The following is a 17,497-nucleotide window of genomic DNA, read 5'->3' on the forward strand; positions in this document are numbered from 1 at the left end:
CGTGAGCGAGCACGAGCACGCGCACCACCTGTCGGAGAGCGCGGCGTCGCAGCTGTTCGACCTGCGCACCGTCATCGCCGTGTTGTTCGGCGCCTACGGGATCATCCTGACGGTGATGGGCCTGTTCTTCGAGGACGAGGCCGAGCTCGCGAAGGCGGGCGGCATCGAGATCAACCTGTGGTCGGGCCTGGCGATGATCGTGGTCGCGGGACTGTTCCTGCTGTGGGTCAGGTTGCGGCCGCTGGTCACGCCGGGCGAGCGCGGGTAGCGCTGCGCCCGGCGGGTGCGGGTCAGGCGCGCGGGGTCGGGTAGCGCGGGTTGAACACTTCGAGCGTCCAGGCGTCGAGGCGGCGCAGGGCCCGCCGGACGGCGAGGGTGACGCGTGTTGTCGTCATGCGGTCCTCCTCCGAGGTTTCGTCGGTTGCTTCCACCCGGCACAGCGCATCGATCTTCTGGATCGTTCCAGCTGCGCGCTGTGAGGCTGCGCACGGGACGCGAGGGCGGGGCGCGTCCGGCCTGATCGGTAAGGTGGGAAACGTTGGCCCCGTCCGGATTGCCCGCTTGCGCGGTGCGTGCCGGCCGTTCGTGGGGCCGGTGGACGTGCGCCAGGTCGCGTGTCGCCCCTCCGCCTCCGCGCCGCGCCCGGCGCGGTCGTCGGCGCGGTGGGTTCGGGTTGGTTGACCGGGAGGAGGCCCCGCGTGCTCGCGCTCGTCGTCGCGCACCTCGTCGTCGCAGGGCTGTTGCCGCTGGTGTCGGCCCGCAGCACACGCGCGGCCTTCGGCGTGGCCGCGGTGCTGCCGGCCGCCACCCTGCTGTGGGCGCTCGCCAACGCGGGCCCGGCGCTCGGCGGCGGCATCGACGAGACCACGATCTGGTCGCCCGCGCTCGGCCTCGAGCTGTCCTTCCGGCTCGACGCGCTCGCCCTCGCGATGATCGTGCTGGTGTCCGGGATCGGCGCGGTGATCCTCGCCTACTGCGTGGGCTACTTCGGGCCCGGTTCACCCGATGCCACCCGGTCCGCCGCGCTGCTCCTCGCGTTCGCCGGGGCGATGCTCGGCCTCGTGCTGGCCGACGACCTCCTCACGCTCTACGTGTTCTGGGAGCTCACGTCGGTCGCGTCGTTCCTGCTGGTCGGGCAGGGCGGTGAACGGCGGGAGGAACGCCGCGCCGCGGTGCAGGCGCTGTTCGTCACCGTGTTCGGCGGCCTGGCCATGCTGCTCGGCTTCGTGCTGCTGGGGGAGTCGGCGGGCACCTACCGGATCTCCGAGATCCTCGCCGACCCGCCCCGGGGCAGCGTCGTCACCGCCGCGCTGCTGCTGATCCTGCTCGGGGCGTTCACGAAGTCGGCCCAGCTGCCGTTCCACCCCTGGCTGCCCGCCGCGATGGTGGCGCCCACGCCGGTGAGCGCGTACCTGCACGCGGCCTCGATGGTCAAGGCGGGCGTCTACCTCGTGGCCCGGCTCTCGCCCGCGTTCGCCGACCTCGCGGTCTGGACGGTGCCGGTGCTCGTCGCCGGGCTGGGCACCATGCTCGTCGGCGGCTGGCGGGCCCTCTCGGCCACAGACCTGAAGCGGCTGCTCGCGTTCGGCACCGTGAGCCAGCTCGGCTTCCTGATGGTGCTCTTCGGCGCGGGCGGGCGGGTGGCCGCCATGGCCGGCATCGCCATGTTGCTCGCGCACGGGCTGTTCAAGGCCACCCTGTTCCTCACCGTCGGCACCGTCGACCACTCCACCGGCACCCGCGACGTGCGGAAGCTGTCCGGCGTCGGGCGCGCGCTGCCCGGCCTCGCCGTGGCCGCCGCGCTCGCCGCGGCGTCGATGGCGGGCCTGCCCCCGCTGATCGGCTTCGTCGGCAAGGAGGCGGCGTTCGAGGCGTTCCTGCACGGCAGCGTCCAGAACTACGTGGTGGCGGTCGGCCTGCTGGTCGGCTCGGTCCTCACCGTCGCCTACAGCGCGCGGTTCCTCTGGGGGGCGTTCGCCGGCAAGCCCGGCCGGGAGGCCACCGACGTGCACCGCCCGGGGCCTGCGCTGACGCTCCCGATCTGGCTGTGCGCGATCGCCGGTCCCGTCCTCGGGATAGCCACCCCGATCGTCGACGCCGACGCGGCGAGCTACGCGAACGCCCTGCCCGGCGAGCAGTCCTACCACCTGGCGCTGTGGCACGGCCTCGGTCTCCCGCTGCTGTTCTCGGCCATCGCCCTGGCAGGTGGTCTCGCCCTGCACGCGGCGCGCGGGCGTCTCGCCCCGCTGGCGGGCCGCAGCCCGTTCGACGCCCAGCGCGCGTACGAGAAGACGATCGCGGGCATCGGCCGGCTGGGCGTCGTCGTCACCGGTCGCCTGCAGGTCGGTTCCTCGCCTTCCTACCTGGGCACGATCATGGTGATGTTCGTGCTGCTCCCGGGGGCCGCCACGGTGCTCGCCGGTGCGTGGCCGACGTCCGCGCCGCTCTACGACCACGCCGTGCAGGTGCCGCTCGCGATCATGGTGGTGCTCGCGGCGATCGCCGTCACCAGGACGCGGCGCCGGTTCACCGCGGTCCTGCTCGTCGGCGTGATCGGGTACGGCGTCGGTGGCTTGTTCATCGTCGACGGGGCACCCGACCTCGCGCTCGCCCAGTTCCTCGTGGAGACGCTCTCCCTCGTCGCGTTCGTGTTCGTGCTGCGCAGACTGCCCGCAGACTTCACCGAAGCGCGCTCGGCGCGGCGGGTGCGCGTGCCCAAGGCGGTGCTGGGGGGCGTCGCGGGGTTCGCGGTGGCGGTGTTCGCGCTCATGCTGTCCGCGGCGCGCACCCAGCCGGCCTCCACGAGCGCCGAGCTCGCCCGACTCGCCCCCGAGGCGGGCGCCACCAACGTCGTGAGCGCGATCATCGTCGACTTCCGGGCGCTGGACACCGTCGGCGAGATCGGCGTGCTGTTCGTCGCTGCAGCCGGGGTGGCGAGCCTCGTGCTGGCCACCCGCTACGACCGGCAACGCGGCGCCGCCCAGCCCGTGGAGAGCGGACAGGGAAGCCCCGAGCACGAGAAGGATGTCCTCGGATGACCACTCCGGACGACCGGCCTTTCGAGGAGTGGGACCGGCCACGGCAGCGCTGGCTGCTCTCCGGCGACTGCCGCGGCCTGCGCCAGCGCACCCTCCTGCTCGAGATGGTCACCCGCGCGCTGTTCCAGACCGTGCTGGTGTTCTCGCTCTACCTGCTGCTCGTCGGGCACTACGGGCCCGGCGGCGGGTTCGCGGCCGGCCTGGTGGCCGGGCTCGCGTTCGTCCTGCGCTACATCGCCGGTGGCAGCGACGACGCCGTGCGCATGCGACCCCCGGTGCTCATCGGGCTCGGGCTCGCCGTCGCCCTGCTCACGGCGCTCGCCCCCATGGTCGTCGGGGCGCCGGTGCTCGCCACCACCAAGCTCGCGGTCGACGTGCCGCTGATCGGGCACCTCGAGACCCAAACCAGCCTGTTCCTCGACGTCGGGGTGTACCTGCTGATCATCGGGGTGGTGCTGGACCTGCTGCGCTCGCTCGGCGCGGGCATCGAGCGCGACCTGCAAGCGGCGGAGGAGCAGAGCCGGTGACCACCGTGAACCTCGTGATGGCCACCACCGTGGGCGTGCTCTACGGCACCGGCTTCACGCTCCTGCTGTCGCGCTCGCTCATGCGCGTGCTGATCGGCGTGGTGGTGCTCGGCCACGGCACGAACCTGCTCCTGCAGTTGGCCGGTGGCCCGCCTGCCCGGCCACCGATCCTCGGCGTCGCGCCGCCCGAGCAGTTCGCCGACCCGCTGCCCCAGGCGCTCGCCCTCACCGCGATCGTGATCACGTTCGCGCTCACCACATTCCTGCTCGCGCTGGGCTACCGCTCCTTCGTGCTGGTCGGGCACGACGAGGTGCAGGACGACGTCGAGGACCGGCGCATCGCGCGGCAGAAGGCGCCGTCGGCGCCGCTGGAGGACGGCGCGCCGCACGAGGGCGATCCCCTCGCGGATGTCGAGCGCGCCGACGACGAGGTCGAGGCCGAGGCGTGGCGGGAGGCGCCGCGGTGAACGCCCTCCTGCCGCTGCCCGTGCTGCTGCCGATGCTCGGTGCCGCGCTCTCGATCGTCGGCAGCCGGTTCGCCGCGCTCCAGCGCATCGTCGGGATCGTCGTGCTCGTGGCCGTGGCGGTGCTCGCGGGTGTGCTCCTCGTGGCCGCCGACCAGCAGGGCCCCCTCGTCGCCGAGATGGGCGGCTGGCCCGCGCCCGTCGGGATCGCCCTGGTGGCCGACCGCCTCTCGGCGCTGCTGCTGCTGGTGTCCACCCTCGTCACGCTCGCCGTGCTCGTCTACGCCATCGACCAGCGCATCGCCGACTACGGCCGTGCCACCGCCAGCACCACGTTCCACCCGATGTACCTCATGCTGTGCGCCGGGGTGTCGCTCGCCTACCTCACCGGGGACCTGTTCACGCTCTTCGTGGCGTTCGAGCTGATGCTCACCGCCTCGTACGTGCTGATCACCCGGCGCACCGGGGCCAACCGGATCCGCGCGGGCATGACGTACGTGACGGTCAGCCTGCTGTCGTCGCTGCTGTTCCTCACGGCCGTGGCGCTGGTCTACGCCGCCACCGGCACCGTGAACCTCGCCGATCTCGCAGGCCGGGTGGGGGAGCTGCCGCGCGGGCTGCAGACGGTGCTGGGGATGATGCTGCTGGTCGTCTTCGGGATCAAGGCGGCGATCGTGCCGATGCACTCCTGGCTCCCCGACAGCTACCCCAATGCGCCCGGCCCGGTGGCGGCGCTGTTCGCGGGCCTGCTCACGAAGGTGAGTTTCTACGCGCTGCTGCGCACGCAGACGCTGCTGTTCCCGCGCGACGAGCCGTGGACGCTGATGCTGGTGCTGTCGGTCGTCACGATGCTCGTGGGCGTGCTGGGTGCGCTCGCCCAGAACGACCTGAACCGGTTGCTGTCGTTCCTGCTGGTCAGCCACATCGGGTTCCTGCTCTACGGGCTCGCGGTGTTCGACGCCGCCGGTGTCTCCGGGGCGGCGCTCTACGCCGCCCACCACATCACCGTGCTCGCCACCCTCTTCCTGGTGAGCGGTCTCATCACGCGGCGCACCGGCACCGTGGCGCTCGACCGCATGGGCGGGTTGCTGCGCACCGCACCCGGACTCGCGGTGCTGTTCGCCATCCCCGCGCTGACGCTCGCCGGGGTGCCACCCACGGCGGGCTTCGTGGCCAAGCTCGCCCTGCTCCAGGCGGGCGCGGGCAGCGGCGTCGCGGAGCAGGCGGTGGCCGGCGTCGTGGTGGTCGCGAGCCTGCTCACCCTGTACGCGCTGGTGCGCGTCTGGGTGGGTGTCTTCTGGGGCGAGCCCCAGCCGCCCGTGGCCGACGTCGACCCCACCGACGAGGTGCTCGTGGGCACGGCCCGCACCCCCGTGCCGATGTACGCGGCCACGGCCGGGCTGATCGCGGCGAGCCTCGCGATCGCGGTCTTCGCGGGCCCGCTGGCCGGGATGACGTCCCGGGCGGGTGTCGACCTGCTCGACCGCGAGCCCTACCGCGTGGCCGTGCTGGGAGGGGGAGCACCGTGATCGCCCGGTTGCCCACCGTGCTGTGGCTCACGGCCGTGTGGGTGCTGTTGTGGGGCACCTTCAGCCCCGCCTCGATCGTGGGCGGCGTGCTGGTGGCGGTGCTGGTCATCGTCCTGTTCCGGCTGCCGGCGCCCACCGATCCGCTGCGGGTGCGCCCGCTGGCGCTGTGCGGGCTGTTCCTGTACCTGGTGTGGGACCTCGTGGCGTCCGGCGTCGAGGTGAGCTGGCAGGTGCTGCGCTACGGGCCGCGCGCCCGCGGCGCGATCATGGCCGTCCCGCTGATCTCCACCTCGGACCGCGTGGTCACGGTGATGGCCACCGCGCTCACGCTCTCGCCGGGCAGCATGGCGCTGCAGATCGACTACGACCACGACGTCTGGTACGTCTACTCCCTCGGCCCCCGCGATGCCGCCGGCGTGGAGCGGGCGCGGCGGCGGGTCGTGGACATGCAGCGGCGGGTGCTGGCCGCGCTGGGGTCCCCGGACGAGCACGAAGAGGCCGTGCGCCTGCTGGGGAGGATGTCGTGACCCTCGTCTTCACCGTCGTGACGGCGCTGCTGTGCCTCGCGTGCGCGTTCACCGTGGCCAGGCTGCTGCTCGGGCCGGACACCGTCGACCGGATCGCCGCCCTCGACGTGCTCGTGATCATCATCGTGGCGGCTGCCGCCGTGTACGTCGCGATCTACCGTGACGGGTCCAACATCCCGCTCCTGGCCGCCGTCGCCCTGCTCGGGTTCGTCGGGTCGGCCACGGCCATCCGGCTCACCGCGCGCCGCAAGGGGCTCCGATGATCCTCGACGTCGTCTCCGCGGTGCTGATGCTCGTCGGCGCCGTGTCCTGCGTCCTCGGGGCGATCGGGCTGGTGCGCCTGCCCGACCTGCCCAGCCGCCTGCAGGCCGCCACCAAGCCGCAGACGCTGGGCCTGCTGCTGATCCTCGCCGGCACCGCGCTGCGGCTGGAGATGGAGAGCGCCGTCACGCTCGTGCTGGTCGCGCTGTTCCAGGTGATCACCGCGCCGGTGATCTCGCAGCTGCTCGGGCGCACCGCCTACCGGGGCGGGAGCGTGCACCCGGAGCACCTGGTCGTCGACGAGCTTGCCGGGAGGATGCCCGAGGAAATGGATCGTTAGGCCGCGGTGAGGAAGTCCTGATCGCGGTCTTCGCGCCCAGACAGCCGCCGGCTGCGTTGTCGGGCCGGCCGGGTATGCCCATACAACGGCTCGACCCTCCGCCTTGCCGGCGGCCGCCTGGATCACGAAGCCCATCGACCCGGCCTTCCTCACCACGGCCTAGGCTCCCCGGGGTGCCCGTCTACGCGCTCGGCGACGTCGAACCCGAGATCCATCCCGACGCCTACGTCCACCCCGACGCGGTCGTGATCGGCAACGTCACGATCGGCCCGGAGGCCTCCGTCTGGCCCACCGCGGTGCTGCGCGGCGACGACGGCCGCATCGAGGTCGGTGCCCGCACCAGCGTGCAGGACGGATCGATCATCCACTGCACGCTCCGCGAGCCCACGATCATCGGCGCCGAGGTCACCGTCGGGCACAACGTCCACATCGAGGGCGCGGTGATCGGCGACAACGCACTGATCTCGTCGGGATCGGTGGTGCTGAACGGCGCTCGCGTCGGGGCGGGCGCGGTGGTCGCGGCAGGGGCCGTCGTGGCGCCGAAGACGGAGATCCCCGACCGGCGGATGGCCATCGGGGTGCCCGCCCGGATCCGCGAGGGCCACGAGGTGCCGGTGGGCTACTTCGACCACGCCGTGCAGAGCTACATCCGGCGCGGCAAGCGGTTCCGCGCGGAGCTGAGGAGGATCGTCTGATGGCGGCCCGACCGCTCGAGGAGGTCGTCGAGGCCGGGTGGGCCGCCGCGCTCGCCCCGGTCGCCCCGGTGATCGCCGACATGGGGGCGTTCCTGCGCGCCGAGCTCGCCGCGGGCCGCCGCTACCTGCCCGCGGGCGCCAACGTGCTGCGCGCGTTCCAGCAGCCGTTCGACGAGGTCCGCGTGCTGATCGTGGGGCAGGACCCCTACCCGACCCCGGGGCACGCGATCGGGCTGTCGTTCTCGGTGTCGCCGCAGACCCGCCCGGTGCCGCGCTCGCTGGCGAACATCTTCCGCGAGTACTCCGAGGACCTCGGCCACCCCACGCCCTCCACCGGCGACCTCACGCCGTGGGCCCAGCAGGGCGTGCTGCTGCTCAACAGGGTGCTCACCGTCGAACCCGGCAACCCCGGCTCGCACCGCGACAAGGGCTGGGAGAAGGTCACCGAGCAGGCCATCCGCGCCCTCGTCGCCCGCGACGGCGAGCCGCTCGTCGCGATCCTGTGGGGCCGCGACGCCCGCAACCTCGCCCCGCTGCTCGGCGACGACGTGCCGTGCATCGAGTCCGCCCACCCGAGCCCCATGTCGGCCGACCGCGGCTTCTTCGGCTCGCGCCCGTTCAGCCGGGCCAACGCCATGCTGGAGGAGCTGGGCGGCGACCCCGTCGACTGGAAGCTGCCCTGACCACCGTGCAGATACCGGTCTCCGTGGCCGAGCAGGTCGAGGCCGAGGCGAACTGGGAGTACGTGGCCACGGCGGCGGAGCCGATCCGGGCCGAGCTCGGCATCGCCTCGGCGCGCATCGGCGGCGGCACCGTCGTCTCGATGAGCGCCGCGCCGCCGAACATGTTCATCCGCGCGCTCGGATTCGGCGTCGACGAGCCGATCACGCGCGATCTCGTCGCGGAGATCTGCGACTTCTACCGCGCGCACGGGGCGCCCAAGGCCACGCTGCAGCTCGCCCCGTCGGTGCTCCCGCCGGACTGGGCGGACATCCGCGCGGCCACCGGGCTCGTCCCCGGTGGGGCGTGGTTCAAGCTGGCACGCGAGCTGAAGCCCGACGACGGGCCCGACGAGGCGCCGGCGCCGGCCGACGGCATGCGGGTCGACCCGGTCACCCCGGCCGACGCCGAGGAGTGGGCGACGGCGTACGGCGAGGCCTTCAGCAGGCCGCCCGGCGCCTTCGCGCAGCTGCCCGCGGCCGGTGTCGGCCGGCCCGGTTGGCAGTCGTTCGCGCTCCGGCACGAGGACGAGGTCGTCGGGGGCGGCTCGGTGTTCGTCCGCGGCACGGCCGCCCACCTGTTCGGCGCGGCGGTGCTGCCTGCGCACCGCAACAAGGGCGGCCAGTCCGCGGTGCTCGCGGCGCGGATCGCCGTGGCACGCGCGGCCGGGTGCCGCTGGGTGGTGGCGGAGACCTACGTGCCCGATCCGGGCAAGCACAACCCGTCGCTGGCGAACATGCGCCGCGCGGGGCTGGAGGTGCTCTACCAGCGCCGGAACTGGATCTGGGAGCCGGCGGCCGCCTGACCGCGGCGCTACGCGAGCACCACCAGCACGGCGGCACCGGCCACCGCGTGGGCCGCGGCGAGCCACGGGCGGTGCCCGGTCGACCAGCCCAGCACCGGCCAGCGCAGGAGCGCCCCGGCGGCGCCGGCGCCGACCGCCACGGCCGCGGCGACCCACACCCACGACAGCGCCTCCGGCGGCGGGGCGACCGCCCGCACCAGCGCGAGCGCCACGACGGCGTCGACCGTCGACCCGACGAGCTCGTACCGGCCCGGGGCGGCGAACCGCCCGCGGGACCAGGTGCGCAGCACGTGGTGCGCGACCATCGCCAGCGCCACCAGCAGCACGACGGTTCCGGCCACGGCGCTCACCGTCCTCCCAGCCGCTCGAGGAGGGTGAAGCCCGCCTCGGTGACGTGGTTGGGGCCCTCGCCGACGGCGGACAGCACGACCACGCCCACCTGCCGCTCGCCGTCGATCCCGATGAAGGCGGTGAAGCCGCCGGTGCCGCCGTTGTGCCACACGACCGGCCGGCCGCTGCCCGGCGCCGGGGTCGTGAACCAGGCCCACCCGATCTGCTCGCCGGGCTCCGGCGGGAACGGCGCCTTCGGCACGAGCGCGTCCGCGCCGGGCGCGTCCCCGGCGAGCAGTGCCCGGGCGAGGGTCGCCATGTCCGTGATGTCGCTGCGCACCCCGCCCGCGGACGCGATGGCCTCGCCGACCCACGGCGCCGCGTGGCGCCCGCCGGAGGTCTCGCCGCGCAGGTCCCGCGGGCCGAGCTCGGCGGGGGAGACGGGGACGGTCGTGCCCCGCGTGCCCAGCGGAGCGAGCACGCGCTCGGCCAGCAGCTGCGGGTAGGGCTTGCCGGCCGCGGCGGCCAGCGCGGCGCCCAGCAGCTCGAACCCCGAGTTCGAGTAGGTGGCGGGCGCCGCGTCGAGCTCCGCGCCGTCGAGGGACGCGACCCGCTCGGCGACCGTCGCGCCGTAAGGGTTGGCCGCCGCCACCGAGCCCCACCAGTTGCGGGCCATCTGCGACAGCGTCGGCGGCTGGGGAGGCAGCCCCGAGTGGTGCGTGGCGAGCTGGGCGAGGGTGACGTCGGCGACCGGCCCGCCGACCGTCACGAGCTCGCCCACGCGCGTGCCGGGCCGCACCTCACCGCGCTCGATCATGTCCGCGAACAGCAGCCCGGTCAGCCCCTTGCTGATCGATCCCACCTCGAACCGGGCGTCGTGGGCGGCGCCGATCACCGCGGTGCGCGTGCCGTGCGGGGTGACGGCGGCGACCGCCAGTGCCGGGCGGTCCTCCCCGACGACCTCGCGCGCGAGGGCCGCCAGCTCGGCGTCCCCCTCGTGGGCCGCCGGCAGCCGGCTCGGCGCCGGGCGCAGGGCCAGCCCCGCCGCGAGGGCGAGCGCGGCGCAGACGGCGACCACGGCGGCGGAGCGGGCTCGGCGCCGCGGCGGCGTCGGTGGGGCGGTGGTCGTCACGGCGTCAGTATTACGGATTTACGGAATAACAGCAAAGTTGGGCGTTCCGCGTGTGGTGATCCTGGTGTGGGACCGCAGCAGGCCTGGGCTTCCGGTGGCGCCGCGCATCGTGTGGGGCATCCACGTGGGCATGCCGGGGCCTGCCCACGTGGCGCGCGACGCCACCTCCGGCCGGTTCCGCCGCCATGATCACGGGTTTGGCGCATTCCCGGGCGAAATCGACCCGGGAATGCGCCAACTTCGTGATCAAGGGCCCGCAGGTGGACCGGGGGTCGTCGATCAAGGGGAATGCTCGCTAGATGATCTCTGGGAGCGACCATCTGCCCTTGATCGCGGTGAAACCTCCGGCTCCGCCCCTCCAACCGAGACAACCTCATGGTGGCGCCGCGCGCCAGGTCAGGCAGGCCTCTGGCCTGCCCGCACGATGCGCGGCGCCACCAGGAGGCCCCGCGATGAGGGCATGATCATTGCTCCGGCGCAAAACCCGACACGACACGTCGGAAAACGCGCCAGATCGGCGATCGCCAACAGGCGATCGCCGATCTGGGGTCGTCGAAAGAGAGCTCTGCTCGCTCAGCGAGGCGAGGAGCGCTCAGACGCGCGCGACCTTGCCGGCCTTGAGGCAGGAGGTGCAGACGTTGAGGCGGCGGCGGTTGCCGCCGTTGTCGCGCGCACGCACGGTCTGGATGTTCGGGTTCCAGCGACGGTGGGTGCGGCGGTGCGAGTGCGAGACGGACATGCCGAAGCCCGGACCCTTTCCACAGACGTCACAGACGGCAGCCACGTCGGACACTCCTCGAGTAGACGGTCAGGAGAACCGGGATCTCCCGGTCGCGAAGAACCAGGGTACCTGCGCCGTCGGCGCATCGTGCACGGGCCCCGGCCAGTACGGCCTAGGCTGTGTGAGGTGCCCCCGACCCTCGACACCGCGCTGCTCACGGGCTGGACGCGGGCGGCCACCTCGGCGCTCGAGCGGCACTGCGCCGAGATCGACCGCATCAACGTCTTCCCGGTGCCGGACGGCGACACGGGCACGAACCTGCTCCTCACCATGCGCGCCGCGGCCGACGCGGTGCGACGGGTGGTGCGGGAGAACGGCGCCGGGCGCGGGGTGGCCGCGGTGGCGGCGGCGCTCGCCCGTGGCGCGCTGGTCGGTGCCCGCGGCAACTCGGGGGTGATCCTCTCCCAGGTGCTGCGCGGCGTGGCGGAGGCGGTCACGCCGGTGCCGCGGCCCGCGGGCGCGGTGCTCGCCGACGCGCTGCAGCGCGCCCACCGGCTCGCCAGGGCCGCGGTGAGCAGCCCCAAGGAGGGCACCGTGCTGTCGGTGCTTGCCGCGGCGGCGCAGGCGGCCGCCGAGGTGGGTTCGGACCGGCTCGACGACGTGGCGGTCGCGGCGGCCGACGCGGCCCGCTCGGCCGTGCAGGCCACCACCGGGCAGCTGCCCGAGCTCGCGCGGGCGGGGGTGGTGGACGCCGGTGGGCTCGGCCTCTACCTGGTGCTGGACGCGCTCGCGGCGCTGGTCACCGGGCGCGGCGGCACCGAGCTGCCCCGGTCGGCCGTGCCTGCGGCCCGTGGTCGGGAGGTGCTGGTGGTGGAGCGGGAAGCCGGGTCCGACGAGCACGACTACGAGGTCATGTACCTGCTGGACGGCACCGACGTCGCGCGCGTCGAGGAGCTTCGGGGGCAGCTCGCGGCCATCGGCGACTGCGTCGCGGTGGCGGGCGACGTCGACGGCTTGTGGAACGTGCACGTGCACTGCACCGACATCGGGGCCGCGATCGAGGCGGGCATCGTCGCCGGGCGGCCGCACCGGATCACCGTGGTCCGTTTCGCCGACCAGGAGGCGCCTGCCGCGCCGCAGGCGCGCTTCGCCCGTGAGCGCGCGGTGCTGATGGTCGTCGCCGGACCCGAGCTGGCGGAGCTGGCCCGGTCGGCGGGGGCCGTGGTGCTGGAGCGCGCCGCCCGCGGCGACGTCGACGAGGGCGAGATCGTGGCCGCGCTGGCCGGCACGCGGGCCCGGCACGTGGTGCTGCTGCCCGACGAGGCGGAGCTCGCCCCGGTGGCCGAGCGGGCAGCGGCGGTGGCGCGCCGCGACGGGCAGGAGGTGCTGGTGCTGCCCACGGCGTCGGTGCTGCAGGGCCTGGCGGCGCTGGCCGTGCACGACCCGGAGCGGCGGGCGGGCGACGACGTCGTCGCCATGGCCGAGGCCGCGGCGGGCACCCGCACGGGTGGCCTGGTCGTGGCCGAGTCCGAGGCCCTCACGTGGGTGGGGCGCTGCGAGCCGGGTGAGGTGCTGGGGATCACCGACGGCGAGGTCGTGTTGATCGCCCCCGACCTGGCTGTCGGGGCGCTGTGGTTGGCTCACCGCATGCTCACCGCGGGTGGTGAGATCGTCACCGTGTTGCTGGGCGAGGGTGCCGACCCCTCGCTGGCCGAGGGGCTCGCGGCCGACCTGCGCCGCACCCACCCCGAGGTCGACGTCGTCGTGCACCGCGGCGGGCGAGGCGACTACCCGCTCGTGCTGGGGGTGGAATGACCGGGATCGACATGTCGAGCGCGCTCGAGCCGCTCGTCGGCAAGCGCACGGCCGAGGCGCTCAAGTCGTTGGACATCGACACCGTCGGCGCGCTGGTGCGGCACTACCCGCGCCGCTACGTCGACCGCGGCAAGCTCACCGACATCGCCGGGCTGGAGATCGGCGAGCAGGCCACGCTCGTGGCGCAGGTGGAGAAGTCGGTGCTGCGCGACATGCGGTCGCGGCGGGGCAAGCTGCTGAACGTCGTCATCCGCGACGAGAAGGGCGCCACGATCGACTGCACCTTCTTCAACGGCCACAAGGTGCAGCACATCATCAAGCCCGGGGTGCGCGCGGTGTTCTCCGGCAAGGTGGGCGTCTTCAACGGCAAGCTGCAGCTCACCCACCCGCAGTTCGAGCCGCTCGACGAGGCCGACGAGATCCGGCCGTTCCTGTCGGTCTACCCGGCCACCGGCAAGATCACCTCGCAGCAGGTGGCGCGGTGCGTGCGGCAGGTCCTCGACCTGCTCGACGACCCCACCGACCCGCTGCCCGAGCTGGTCACGGGCCGGGAGAAGCTCACGGAGCTGGGCCGGGCGCTGCGGCGCATCCACGTGCCGGAGTCCGAGGCCGACATCCACGCCGCCCGCCACCGGCTCGTGTGGGACGAGGCGATGGGTGTGCAGCTCGCGCTCGCGCTGCGCCGCCAGAACACCGCCCAGCGGCCCGCCGCCGCGTGCCCGCCGGTCCCGGGCGGGCTGCTCGACGCCTTCGACGCGCAGCTGCCGTTCGCCCTCACCGCCGGCCAGCACGCGGTGGGCACCGAGATCTCCGCCGACCTGGCCCGCGAGCACCCGATGAACCGGCTCGTGCAGGGCGACGTCGGCGCGGGCAAGACCGTGGTGGCGTTGCGCGCGATGCTGCAGGTCGTCGACGGTGGCCGGCAGGCGGCGATGCTCGCCCCCACCGAGGTGCTGGCCGCGCAGCACGCCCGCTCGCTGCGCGCGCTGCTGGGCCCGCTGGGCCGGGCGGGCGAGCTCGACGCGGCAGAGCAGGCCACCCGCGTCACGCTGCTCACCGGCTCGCTGGGCGCGAAGGCGCGCCGCCAGGCCCTGCTCGACGCGCAGTCCGGCGCGGCGGGCATCGTCGTGGGCACCCACGCGCTCATCCAGGAGCACGTGGGGTTCGCCGACCTCGGCCTGGTGGTCGTCGACGAGCAGCACCGGTTCGGGGTGGAGCAGCGCGACGCCCTGCGCAACCGGGGGGAGCTCGCCCCGCACATGCTGGTCATGACGGCCACACCGATCCCGCGCACGGTGGCGATGACCGTGTACGGCGACCTGGAGGTCTCGGCGTTGCGGGAGCTGCCCAAGGGCCGCTCGCCGATCTCCACCACGGTGGTGCCGCTCGCGGAGAAGCCGAGCTGGTTCGACCGGGTGTGGCGGCGCGTGCACGAGGAGGTCGCCGCGGGCCACCAGGCCTACGTCGTGTGCCCGCGGGTGGGGGGCACCGAGTCCGACGCCGACCTCGTCGACACCGACGACCCCGACATCGGCGCCGACTCCGACGACGGGCAGGCGAAGCGTCCGCCCCTGGCCGTGCTGGAGGTGGCGCCGAAGCTGACCGACGGCGCGCTGCACGGGCTGCGGATCGGCGTGCTGCACGGCAAGCTCCCGCCCGATGAGAAGGACGCCGTCATGCGGGCCTTCGAACGCGCCGAGCTCGACGTGCTCGTGGCCACCACCGTCATCGAGGTCGGCGTCGACGTGCCGAACTCCACGGCGATGGTCATCCTCGACGCCGACCGGTTCGGCCTCTCGCAGCTCCACCAGCTGCGCGGGCGCGTCGGCCGTGGCTCGGCCCCGGGCGTCTGCCTGCTCGTCACCGAGATGCCGGCCGGCACCACCGCCCGCGAGCGCCTCGACGCCGTGGCCGGCACCACCGACGGGTTCGAGCTCGCCCGCCTCGACCTCGAGCTGCGCCGCGAGGGCGACGTGCTCGGCGCGCTGCAGTCGGGCCGCCGTTCGGGCCTGCGGCTGCTGTCGCTGCTGCGCCACGAGGAGATCATCGCCAAGGCGCAGGCGTATGCCACCCGCATCGTCGCCGACGACCCGGGCCTGCGGCGCCACCCCGGCCTCGCGGCCCTGGTGGGCGACACGGTGGGCGACGAGGAACGGGCGGCTTACCTGGACAAGGTCTGATGGGTCAGGCGCACCCTGGTGGGGTACCCGCATCGTGTCGTGGAGAGGAAGTCCGCCGTGAACGATCCGTTCCGGCACCCCGCGCTGTTCTACCGCGGTGATGACGAGTACATCGAGGGGACGGTGCCGTTCATCGCGGCGGGGCTCGCCGCGGGCGAGCCCGTCGCGGTGGCCGTGCCGGGTGCAAGACACGAGGCGCTGCGCGATGCGTTGGCCGGGTCAGCCGATCGCGTGCAGCTGGTCGACATGTGCAGGGAGGGGCGCAACCCGGGCCGGATCCTGCCCGGGGTGCTCCTCGAGTTCGCCGACCGCCACCGGCACGCCGAGCGGGTGCGGATCATCGGCGAACCGATATGGCCGGGGCGCACAGCGGCGGAGTACGCGGCCTGCGTGCAGCACGAGGCCCTGATCAACCGAGCGTTCGCGGGGCGCGACGTCGAGATCCTCTGCCCCTACGACGCCGCCGGTCTGCCGCCCGATGTCCTCGAGGACGCCGAGCGCACCCACCCCACGCTGATCGAGTCCACGGCGTACCGCGCCAGCACGCGGTACGCGCCCGACGAGGCGCTCGCCGACTACAACGAGCCCCTGCCCGCGCCGCCGATGGCCGACACCGTGTTCGTCCACGCCGGCACGCTCTCGCAGGCCAGGGCGTTCGCCATGGCCACCGCGAGGGACGCGGGTCTCGATCCGGACCGGGCCGACGACTTCGAGCTCGTGGTCAACGAGCTGATCACCAACAGCATCGAGCACGCCGGCACGCGGTGCGCGGTGCGGGTGTGGGTGGAGCAGGGGCACCTCGTGGGCGAGGTGGTCGACGGCGGGCGGACGTTCGACCCCATGTCGGGTCGGCGGCCCGCCCCGCCCGAACAGCCCCGCGGGCGCGGGCTCCTGCTGGTGAACCACCTCACCGACCTGGTGCGGATCCACCGGTCGGAGCAGGGCACCACGATCCGGGTGTACGTGAAGATCTAGATGCGGGGGAAGCTGCCGGTATGGCAACAGGTCCCCTCGTCGTGAGCACGAGCATCACCCGTGACCGGCGGCCGCCGATGGCCGACGAGCGCACGACGGCGCTGTCGTTCCTGCGCTGGCACCGCGCGACGTTGCTGCTCAAGTGCTCGGGTCTCGATGTGCAGCAGCTCACATGCAGGCCGGTGAGCACATCTGCGTTGTCCTTGATCGGGCTCGTGCGACACGCGACGGAGTCGGAGCGGTTCTGGTTCCGTGTCGTGATGGCCGGAGACGAGGCGCCGCCGCTGTACTCGGCCAGCGGTGGGGACGACCAGACGTTCGATGTCGCCGGCTCGGACGAGGGCGCGATCGTTCGAGCGTTCGACGCGTGGCGCGGCGAAGTCCAGTTCAGTGATCGTCTCGTCGAGGCGGCGCCAACGCTCGACATCACTGGCAACGAGCCAGGGGAGGGGCCGGTGTCCCTGCGCTGGGTTCTCGCCCACCTACTCGAGGAGTATGCGCGCCACAACGGCCACGCGGACCTCATCCGAGAGCAGATCGACGGTGCCGTCGGGATCTAGAACCAAGGCCGTGCGGTTGAGGGCTGTCTAGGCGGGCAGCGCCCCGCGGGCGGCCTCGTCGAGGGCGGCCCGGGCGGTGCGGGGCAGGTGCACCACGCCCGCGCTGTCGAGCTTGGCGAGCTCGCTGCGGGCGCGCGCGTAGGCGGCGAGGCGCTCGGGGTCGCTGTCGGAGTCGCGGGCCGTGGTGAGCAGCTTGATCACGCGCTCGACCGTGGCCCGCTCCGCGGGGGACAGGCCGGAGTGGCGGATCCGCTCGGCCGCCTCCGTGGCGGCGCGCCAGGCCCGCTCCGCGCGGTCGACGGCCGCGACGAACGATCGGGCGTGCTCGGCGGGCGGGAACGCGTCGGTCTCGAGGGCCTGCGCCTCGGCGAACGCGTCGACGAAGCGGGCGGTGCTGGGCACGGAGACGTCGGCGAGCGCGGGCAGGCGCAGGACCGCCATGGGGTCGCACTCGAACGCGCCGTACTCGGCCCGCAGGGCGGTGAACCGCTCGCGTGCCTTTGCCCACACCACCTCCGGACGGGCCGGGTCGGGGGCCGTGCGCGGGGCCACCGCCGCGCGGCGACGCCGGACGTGGCGGGTGAGCACGATGGCGGTGCCGCCGACCACCAGGGCCGGGGTGGTGACGAGGACGATGGCGAGGACCAGGAGCACGACCGCGCCCACCTTGAGCACGGTGTCGCCCGCCACCGTGGCCGCGACCACCAGCAGCGCGAACGCCAGCGCCTTCGGGAAACGGTGTGCCCGGCGCCGGGCCATGCGCATCTCGTGGTGTGCGCGGCGGCGCTGGGCGCGGTCGCGCAGCCGCCGCCCGTCGGCGAACGCGGCGCCGTGGAGGGCCGCCGGGTCAGGACGCATGGCGACACCCCTCGGGTCGG

Annotated in this window: 19 protein-coding genes; 15 read left to right on the plus strand and 4 right to left on the minus strand. The window is 73.8% G+C overall.

The window, feature by feature from the left end:
• Position 1: 1 nt before the first annotated feature.
• From ACFPL3_RS35085 to ACFPL3_RS35135, 11 genes are all read left to right on the plus strand, one after another.
• Positions 2 to 268, plus strand: a complete 267-nt coding sequence (locus ACFPL3_RS35085) for a hypothetical protein (RefSeq protein ID WP_343940207.1) — start codon at positions 2 to 4, stop codon at positions 266 to 268.
• Positions 269 to 698: 430 nt separating this feature from the next.
• Positions 699 to 3,038 carry a hydrogen gas-evolving membrane-bound hydrogenase subunit E gene (mbhE, locus tag ACFPL3_RS35090; protein WP_343940205.1) on the plus strand — a complete coding sequence of 780 codons (2,340 nt, stop codon included), beginning with the start codon at positions 699 to 701 and terminating at the stop codon, positions 3,036 to 3,038.
• Positions 3,035 to 3,565 carry an MnhB domain-containing protein gene (locus ACFPL3_RS35095; RefSeq protein ID WP_343940203.1) on the plus strand — a complete coding sequence of 177 codons (531 nt, stop codon included), beginning with the start codon at positions 3,035 to 3,037 and terminating at the stop codon, positions 3,563 to 3,565. Before mbhE ends, ACFPL3_RS35095 begins: the two co-directional genes overlap by 4 nt.
• A 17-nt stretch (positions 3,566 to 3,582) precedes the next feature.
• Positions 3,583 to 4,032: a sodium:proton antiporter gene (locus tag ACFPL3_RS35100; protein WP_343940321.1), complete on the plus strand. Its 450-nt coding sequence runs from the start codon at positions 3,583 to 3,585 to the stop codon at positions 4,030 to 4,032.
• Positions 4,029 to 5,558 (plus strand): Na+/H+ antiporter subunit D, encoded by a 1,530-nt coding sequence (locus ACFPL3_RS35105; RefSeq protein ID WP_343940201.1) that lies wholly within the window; start codon positions 4,029 to 4,031, stop codon positions 5,556 to 5,558. The genes ACFPL3_RS35100 and ACFPL3_RS35105 overlap by 4 nt, the downstream gene beginning before the upstream one ends.
• Positions 5,555 to 6,085 carry a Na+/H+ antiporter subunit E gene (locus ACFPL3_RS35110; RefSeq protein ID WP_343940199.1) on the plus strand — a complete coding sequence of 177 codons (531 nt, stop codon included), beginning with the start codon at positions 5,555 to 5,557 and terminating at the stop codon, positions 6,083 to 6,085. The genes ACFPL3_RS35105 and ACFPL3_RS35110 overlap by 4 nt, the downstream gene beginning before the upstream one ends.
• On the plus strand, positions 6,082 to 6,348 hold the full coding sequence (locus ACFPL3_RS35115) for a monovalent cation/H+ antiporter complex subunit F (protein WP_343940197.1): 267 nt from the start codon (positions 6,082 to 6,084) through the stop codon (positions 6,346 to 6,348). The genes ACFPL3_RS35110 and ACFPL3_RS35115 overlap by 4 nt, the downstream gene beginning before the upstream one ends.
• Positions 6,345 to 6,686: a monovalent cation/H(+) antiporter subunit G gene (gene mnhG, locus ACFPL3_RS35120; RefSeq protein ID WP_343940195.1), complete on the plus strand. Its 342-nt coding sequence runs from the start codon at positions 6,345 to 6,347 to the stop codon at positions 6,684 to 6,686. The genes ACFPL3_RS35115 and mnhG overlap by 4 nt, the downstream gene beginning before the upstream one ends.
• Before the next feature lie 173 nt (positions 6,687 to 6,859).
• Positions 6,860 to 7,381 carry a gamma carbonic anhydrase family protein gene (locus ACFPL3_RS35125; protein ID WP_343940193.1) on the plus strand — a complete coding sequence of 174 codons (522 nt, stop codon included), beginning with the start codon at positions 6,860 to 6,862 and terminating at the stop codon, positions 7,379 to 7,381.
• Entirely contained in the window at positions 7,381 to 8,064 is a 684-nt protein-coding gene (locus ACFPL3_RS35130; RefSeq protein WP_343940191.1) for a uracil-DNA glycosylase, read from the plus strand. The genes ACFPL3_RS35125 and ACFPL3_RS35130 overlap by 1 nt, the downstream gene beginning before the upstream one ends.
• Before the next feature lie 5 nt (positions 8,065 to 8,069).
• The gene (locus ACFPL3_RS35135; protein ID WP_343940189.1) at positions 8,070 to 8,906 is read left to right on the plus strand and encodes a GNAT family N-acetyltransferase; all 837 of its coding nucleotides are present in this window, start codon (positions 8,070 to 8,072) and stop codon (positions 8,904 to 8,906) included.
• Between the two features lie 8 nt (positions 8,907 to 8,914).
• On the opposite strand, the gene ACFPL3_RS35140 is transcribed toward ACFPL3_RS35135, so the two are convergent.
• The 3 genes from ACFPL3_RS35140 to rpmB form a co-directional block, all read right to left on the minus strand.
• On the minus strand, positions 8,915 to 9,247 hold the full coding sequence (locus ACFPL3_RS35140; protein ID WP_379590301.1) for a hypothetical protein: 333 nt from the start codon (positions 9,245 to 9,247) through the stop codon (positions 8,915 to 8,917).
• Between the two features lie 5 nt (positions 9,248 to 9,252).
• On the minus strand, positions 9,253 to 10,368 hold the full coding sequence (locus ACFPL3_RS35145) for a serine hydrolase domain-containing protein (protein WP_379590303.1): 1,116 nt from the start codon (positions 10,366 to 10,368) through the stop codon (positions 9,253 to 9,255).
• A 592-nt stretch (positions 10,369 to 10,960) separates the two neighbouring features.
• The gene (rpmB, locus tag ACFPL3_RS35150) at positions 10,961 to 11,152 is read right to left on the minus strand and encodes a 50S ribosomal protein L28 (RefSeq protein WP_343938885.1); all 192 of its coding nucleotides are present in this window, start codon (positions 11,150 to 11,152) and stop codon (positions 10,961 to 10,963) included.
• Between the two features lie 123 nt (positions 11,153 to 11,275).
• Between rpmB and ACFPL3_RS35155 the strand changes: the two genes are divergently transcribed.
• From ACFPL3_RS35155 to ACFPL3_RS35170, 4 genes are read left to right on the plus strand one after another with little or no spacing between them, the layout of a single operon-like run.
• Complete coding sequence (locus ACFPL3_RS35155; protein ID WP_343938883.1) at positions 11,276 to 12,904, plus strand: DAK2 domain-containing protein; 1,629 nt, start codon at positions 11,276 to 11,278, stop codon at positions 12,902 to 12,904.
• Positions 12,901 to 15,084 carry an ATP-dependent DNA helicase RecG gene (gene recG, locus ACFPL3_RS35160; RefSeq protein ID WP_343938881.1) on the plus strand — a complete coding sequence of 728 codons (2,184 nt, stop codon included), beginning with the start codon at positions 12,901 to 12,903 and terminating at the stop codon, positions 15,082 to 15,084. Before ACFPL3_RS35155 ends, recG begins: the two co-directional genes overlap by 4 nt.
• A 57-nt stretch (positions 15,085 to 15,141) precedes the next feature.
• Positions 15,142 to 16,059: a sensor histidine kinase gene (locus ACFPL3_RS35165; protein WP_343938879.1), complete on the plus strand. Its 918-nt coding sequence runs from the start codon at positions 15,142 to 15,144 to the stop codon at positions 16,057 to 16,059.
• A 41-nt stretch (positions 16,060 to 16,100) separates the two neighbouring features.
• The gene (locus ACFPL3_RS35170) at positions 16,101 to 16,619 is read left to right on the plus strand and encodes a DinB family protein (protein ID WP_343938877.1); all 519 of its coding nucleotides are present in this window, start codon (positions 16,101 to 16,103) and stop codon (positions 16,617 to 16,619) included.
• 27 nt (positions 16,620 to 16,646) lie between these two features.
• On the opposite strand, the gene ACFPL3_RS35175 is transcribed toward ACFPL3_RS35170, so the two are convergent.
• Positions 16,647 to 17,477 (minus strand): hypothetical protein, encoded by an 831-nt coding sequence (locus ACFPL3_RS35175; protein WP_343938875.1) that lies wholly within the window; start codon positions 17,475 to 17,477, stop codon positions 16,647 to 16,649.
• Positions 17,478 to 17,497: the final 20 nt, after the last annotated feature.

It is taken from the genome of Pseudonocardia zijingensis (assembly GCF_042657305.1).
GTDB lineage: Bacteria > Actinomycetota > Actinomycetes > Mycobacteriales > Pseudonocardiaceae > Pseudonocardia > Pseudonocardia zijingensis.

Coding starts and splice junctions, on each gene's coding strand:
- ACFPL3_RS35175 (WP_343938875.1), bottom strand. CDS start 17,477: ATGCGTCCTGACCCGGCGGCCCTCCACGGCGCCGCGTTCGCCGACGGG.
- ACFPL3_RS35130 (WP_343940191.1), top strand. CDS start 7,381: ATGGCGGCCCGACCGCTCGAGGAGGTCGTCGAGGCCGGGTGGGCCGCC.
- mnhG (WP_343940195.1), top strand. CDS start 6,345: ATGATCCTCGACGTCGTCTCCGCGGTGCTGATGCTCGTCGGCGCCGTG.
- ACFPL3_RS35100 (WP_343940321.1), top strand. CDS start 3,583: ATGGCCACCACCGTGGGCGTGCTCTACGGCACCGGCTTCACGCTCCTG.
- ACFPL3_RS35095 (WP_343940203.1), top strand. CDS start 3,035: ATGACCACTCCGGACGACCGGCCTTTCGAGGAGTGGGACCGGCCACGG.
- recG (WP_343938881.1), top strand. CDS start 12,901: ATGACCGGGATCGACATGTCGAGCGCGCTCGAGCCGCTCGTCGGCAAG.